The sequence below is a fragment of the Haloferax sp. s1 genome (genome assembly GCF_058382125.1).
In genome coordinates this window covers 1-6,128 of record NZ_JBZRPK010000506.1, presented here as the reverse complement: position 1 = coordinate 6,128, position 6,128 = coordinate 1, and the positions used below count along the sequence as shown (strand labels likewise).

The window sequence follows — 6,128 nt, the reverse complement described above, 5'->3', positions numbered from 1 at the left end:
CTGTGAGACGATGACTCAAACGCTCGAGGTCGCCCCACACGTAATTACGGAGGGGTCGACGATTCGGCATGCGACGTTATGTACGGAACAGACGGTGGTGGAGATTGCAGAGGAGACGATTCGAACGACACAGGGCGACGAAGAGTTCGTCTATCCGCGTGAGCAACTCGCCCTTGACCTCTCTGTCGGACGGTTTGAAGTCATCTCTTAGGACGGTACCGACGCCACAGAGCGTTGGCATGCAGGCGAGTTGAACGGTGTCCCTGTACTGTCGAACCGTAGACTCACCCAATAGTACAGACGAAGACCGGAGGCTGACCTTTTAAACGCACCAACTATATTCTGGTAAACTGTCGAAGTCGAAACTGTTTTAATGCGATTTGGTATATAGCTGAGATACATGTGGGTAGTGGGTACTCATGGCATACCATGAGTAAACGCGGTAGACCGCTCTCCGCTATTCGCTGTGAGTAAATCATACTATGACACAGGATAACAGCAAACAGATGCGTGCGATAGTCCTCGCGGCGCTGATGGTGCTTTCCGTTATGGGAGGCACCGTCGCGTTCACGGGGGGGACTGTTGCCGCTCAAGCCGCCGGCCCTGAGGGGGCCTCCGATATGGGAACGGACGCGGGGGAACTCGCGGGCGGCGACACAGCAGTCGTACAGACGATCAAACTAACCGACACGGACCGTAACGACACGAGCACGGTCAATCTAACGGCGGTCACGGTCGCCGGCAGTAGCGACAACACCGCCTCCGCAGCAGACCTCTCGTCGGTCCGTATCCTAGACGCGGACGGGAACGAACTCGCCAGTGCTGCTCCCACTGACAATCTGTTCGGCACAGGGCAGACGTTCGATATCTCGGATGTCACTATCCCGGACGACGGCAGTACCACGCTCCAAGTGTCGGTCACGGTTGCCGCCAACGTCTCCGAGTCAGCAGTTCTGGGACTTGAGACGAATGCCGACTGGAAAGAAAACGGGAGTTCCGGCCAGACAGCGTTCGTTTCTGACGGGAAGCCTGAGTCGCTTGGAACGGCCGCGACCGACCTGAACGGAAACGAGACGGTCGACAGCGGGAACCAAACGGCTGACAGCGACAACCAGACTGCCGACAGCGGAAACGAAACAGTCGGTAGTAACGAGACGACCGACAGCAGCAACCAGACCGTCGACAGCGGCAACGAAACAATCGACAGCGGCAACGAAACAATCGACAGCGGCGACGAGACGGCCGAAAACGACACCGTCACCACCGAACCGACCGGTGAAATGACGACGACCCCAGACGAGCAGAACGCAACGACGAACGAAACGGAACAAAACACCACGTCGTCCGATTCGGCGACTGCGACGCTCAATAACTCGTCTGCCGCGCCGGACCTGCAAATCGTCTCTCCTGAAAACCAGACCATCGTCGAGTCCGACGACCTCCTCGATGTGACCTACGGGTACGTCGAAGACGTCCCGGACGACGTTGTGTCCACGAGAGTCACGCTAACCGACGAGCAGGGAACGTCGTACGACTACACGGTCGACAAAACCGAGTACGTCGCGGGTGCGACCGTGACGGTACCGCTTGACCTCGACAAGCCCGCCGACAATCTCACTGACGGCGCATACTACGTCGAGGTGGCGGTGACAAACGCATCGGGCGAGACGGATACGACCCAGACCGCAACGCCAGTCGTCGTGGTGAACGACGAGGCCCCGACGGTGGGTAACGTCTCTATCACGAGTAATACGACCGACCTCGCGCGCGACGCGGCGCTGAATCTCACGTACGACTACGGCCCGGCACCGAACGCTTCGAGCGTCACGGTATGGGTCGTCGACAGCGAGGACACCGCGAACTTCACGTCCGGCGACCTCGCGAACGCATCGTACACGACCTACGAACAGTCCGTCGACCACGGCGTCGTCGCTGACCGCAACCTCACCGTCGGTCTCGGCTACCGGCTTGCGGACAACGCCAACTACAGTGTCTTCGTTACCGCGACCGACGCGACTGGGCTGCAGAGCAACGCCAGCGCGACCGGAACGCTCGACGTGAACGCCGAAAAGCCGAGCATCGAATCCGTGGAAGCGACCATCGGTAGCGACACGGTGACGGTCCACTTCACCGAAACCGTGGTCGCCGGTGACGGCGACGACAATATCTCCCGCGCCGACTTCGCGTTCCAGAACGGTAACGACGGTGGCGCTGGGTCGATTACGTCCGTCGTCGTACACAGCGGCGATACGGTGACGCTCGGTCTCGATGCCAACGTCACGCTTGGGGACCTCGATAGCGACCACGTGAGCGTCCGCAGTGGCCAACTCGTGGACACTCACGACGACGACCCCCGAGCGGTTGGTACCGGTTCGGTCGCACTCGACGATACGATTCCTCCAGGGTTCGGGTCAATCACAGTACCCGACATCAACGCGAGCAACACCGACAACTACAGGGTTGCAATCGACACGTACAGTGATGCGACCGACGTCACGGTGACGCTCACTGGGTCTGGTGGCACGACAGTCACCAAAAGCAAGGACGCGGTGACGGGCGAGGCGAACTTCACGCTGAACGCCACCTCCCTCGACGAAGGCTACGCGAACGTAGAATTCAATCTGACGGATAGGGCCGGAAACAGCCAGATTGTTGGGCGTGACACCGAGAAGGACACTGTCGCGCCGACACTCGAATCGGTAACGACGAACGCGGGAACCAAAGAAATCGAATTACAGTTCTCCGAGTTCGTTGCTGACCCGTCGACGTCGGACTTCGAACTGTCCAACCTCTCTCACAAGGTCAACACGACAAGAGCCGTGGGCGGGGACGTGTTGCTGACGCTAAACGAGTCCCTTCCGGCGAGTGCTATCAACTCCAGCGACGTCGTGATATCTGCGTCTGGTGTCACGGACATCGCCGGGAACCCAGCCACGAACGACCACACGCTCGATGACGTTGACGCACCGACCCTGTCGGGTGTCGCCGCCGAGCCAGGTGACGAGCAGATTGTCGTCACGTTCTCCGAAGATGTCACGCCCGGAGCCGACGAGACATTCACCGTCGACGACTTCGGATACACGGAGAACAACAGCTCTGGTGTCACTGCTCTCGAGTCGGTCACCCAGACCGGCCCGCAGACGGTCGTCCTCGAAACGAACGGTCCGCTCACGCCCGACGACCTCGAACAGGACAACGTTACCGTCGCAGCCAACAGCGTCTACGACGTAGTTGGACATTCGGTTTCGGAGGCCAACTACACGATTGGTGTCGAATCCGAGCTCAAAGTCTCCGTCAACAGTGGCACAATGACCGTGACCGTCGTGTCGCTGAAAAACATCACTAACGCGACTGACTTGGGGATTACGATTAGTGAGATGAACCGTGAACTCGACTCGCTCGAAGGCTTCGAACTCGACGACCGGTTTGTGACGACGCTGAACGCGTCTGACTTCGAGCAGACGGAATCCGACGTGTTCGAAGCGACTGTTACCGTTCCATCGGACGGCGACTACGCCGAAGACGGCGAGTACAGGGTCACTGGCAGCGTTGACGGTCAGATGAGATCCAAATTAGTCTCCGTCGATACGACCGCACCGCATCCGACCGACGCGGTCCTTCTCGACGTGACTGACGCTGCACAGCTCGACGACACCCGGAATACCACCGAGATTCGCGTGCTGTTCAACGAGCCAATCAACGCCAGCAACATCATGCCGAGCGACGTGTCCATCGAAGGATTCGATGGAGAAATCATCGCAGTGCAGAATGCTGGCCCGTTCGGCTCGGTTACGATTATCACCGAAGGCAAGGTCCAGACAGGGACTCGCCCCACGGTGACAATCGACGGTGACAGCTACGTCGACGCCGCCGGAACGAACGGCAACGCCAACAGCCAAACCGTCATCCATACCGATGTGCTCGATCTCGAAACGGGCCGGAACTTCGTCTCCGTGCCCGCATCGAGCGGCGACCTCTCGCTCGACGAGGTGAACCTGTCCGCCGTCGACGCCATCTACGCGTACGACGCGGAATCCGGGTCCTGGGATGCCTTCGACCCTGATGCCAGCGAGAACGACATCACGGCGCTGGAGGGCGGTAACGGCTACATCTTCGTGATGGACTACGCCACGACGCTCACACTGAACGTCTACAACCGCCCCGGAAGCGAACAGAATGCGAGCGACATCGCGCCTGCACCGACACAACAGGAACTGACCGAAGGCTGGAACCTAGTGGGTCACTACCAGGAGTACGACCAGAACGTCTCCACGGCGCTCTCGTCGTTAGATAGCGACTCCGTCTACAAGGTCCTCGCACACGACGAGTCGGCCGACAGTCTCGCTTACCGCTCTTACAACGCCGGTGACTTCGACACGATGGACCGCGGCGAAGCCTACTGGGTCTTCGTCCGTAACGACGAGGTCTACACCGAAGCGACGAGGAACACGGCGGACAGCTAACACACTCCCCCATCTTTGCGTAACCTACTATGAGAATACGACAGACGAACTGGCGAACCGGGCTGACGGCCGCAGCGGTGGCACTCGTCACGCTGCTCGTCGTCACCGGTGCCGCGGGCACAGCAATGGCGTCGCCCCCGTCGCCGCCACATCGGTTCTTCGGGACCGTTGAAGACGACGGCGAACTAGTCTCCGGTGCCACCGTCGAAGTGGTGTACGAAGGTTCGGTCGTTGCGTCCGACACGACCGACTCGGACGGCTACTTCGACCTGAAGGTACCTGAAGAACACATCAACACCAGCGGGGAACGGACTGTGACCGTCACCGTCCGTAACCAGTCGAAGCAGTTCGAGTGGCAGTCGACGGGGTCGACCGAAGTGAACTTCGCTTTCGGCGACAGCGACGATGGCGATGACAACACCGGCGGTGGTGGCGGTAACACTGGCGGCAACGGCGATGATAATACCGGCGGTGGTGGCGGCGGTAACACTGGCGGTGGCGCGGAAACGACAACGTCCACCTCCACGAGTACGCCCACGACAACCACAACGATGTCGCCGACTACGAGTGAAACGACGCAGACTGCGACGGCGTCACCCACCGCGAGTACGACGGCGGCAACCACGGCGGAAACCACAGCGGCCAACGATACACCGACGACAGGGACCGGCGTCCCCGGCTTCGGTGTGAGCGCTGCGCTCATGGCCCTCCTTGCGGCCGCCCTGCTCGCGCTCCGAATCGAGTAGTTCGCCGGCTACCCCCGACCGATTTTTTCGGCCGACGGGGCCTTAGTTAAGTGATTCTCTCCCATGTTCTTCGGTAACAATATATATGATTGGTATATGCTGGTATACATGGAGCAGACACGTCGAAGATTTATCAAGACAGCTGCGGCCGCAGCAGGTGGCCTGTCGATGGCAACGTCTCCGGTTGTCGCAAACGGCGTCCGCGAGAACCACTTCCTCGTCGATACGCGTTCGGCAGATTCGGAAGCGTGGCGTGAACAAGTAGAGATTGTCGACGAAGCCGACGCGGTTCAATTTGCATCGGTGAAAGGAGACGAAAGTGACCTCGAAGGCTTCGGGCTCGATTTCGCACCGGAAATCGAATTCTCTATCGAACCGCCGGAAGTCAAAGGCGTCTCACCCGACGACGTTCCGGACAAACTCCCCGAAACCGGACAGTTCGACGCCACACAGGAGGCCGAAGACGGGATTCCGGAGCCACACCCATACCAGTGGTCGAAACGCAGTCAGAACGTCAAAGCGCTCCACGAGGATGGCATCACGGGTGACGGGGCGACGATTGCGATTGTCGATTCCGGTATCGACCCAGACCACCCGGACCTCGTCGTCGACACGGAACGCTCCGGGAATTTCTCGCTGGACGATTCTATCGGCACCAGCGACGACAGCAGCCACGGAACGCACTGTGCCGGAATCTCCGCCGCAAACGGGAGCCGTGCTTCTGAGGGCGGTCCGTACGTCGTCGGCGTCGCACCCGATGCCGTCCTCTTGGACATGAAGGTGTTCCCGTTCAAATCCAGCGCCTCGATTCTGAGCGCCGTGACGACGGCCGTCGACAACGGTGCCGATGCGATTAATCTGAGCCTCGGCCCGGGCAGTCCCGTGGGGCCGAGCGTCAGCCAGCATCTGAGTGTTAAAT

Annotated in this window: 4 protein-coding genes; all 4 read left to right on the top strand. The window is 59.9% G+C overall.

What is annotated here, in order from left to right; genetic code table 11:
- The first annotated feature begins 10 nt into the window (after window positions 1-10).
- Window positions 11-211, top strand: coding sequence for a hypothetical protein (locus QT222_RS08160; protein WP_004059541.1), 201 nt, complete (start codon window positions 11-13; stop codon window positions 209-211).
- 271 nt (window positions 212-482) lie between these two features.
- Window positions 483-4,463, top strand: a complete 3,981-nt coding sequence (locus tag QT222_RS08155; protein ID WP_491476876.1) for a beta strand repeat-containing protein — start codon at window positions 483-485, stop codon at window positions 4,461-4,463.
- A gap of 29 nt (window positions 4,464-4,492) precedes the next feature.
- Window positions 4,493-5,209, top strand: coding sequence for a PGF-CTERM sorting domain-containing protein (locus QT222_RS08150; protein WP_491476875.1), 717 nt, complete (start codon window positions 4,493-4,495; stop codon window positions 5,207-5,209).
- Window positions 5,210-5,317: 108 nt separating this feature from the next.
- Window positions 5,318-6,128: S8 family peptidase (locus QT222_RS08145; protein WP_491476874.1), on the top strand; the 811-nt coding region annotated here is incomplete at its 3' end.

Excerpts from the sequence above, each read along its gene's own strand:
- QT222_RS08155 (WP_491476876.1), top strand. The coding sequence starts at position 483 with ATGACACAGGATAACAGCAAACAGATGCGTGCGATAGTCCTCGCGGCG.
- QT222_RS08150 (WP_491476875.1), top strand. The coding sequence starts at position 4,493 with ATGAGAATACGACAGACGAACTGGCGAACCGGGCTGACGGCCGCAGCG.
- QT222_RS08160 (WP_004059541.1), top strand. The coding sequence starts at position 11 with ATGACTCAAACGCTCGAGGTCGCCCCACACGTAATTACGGAGGGGTCG.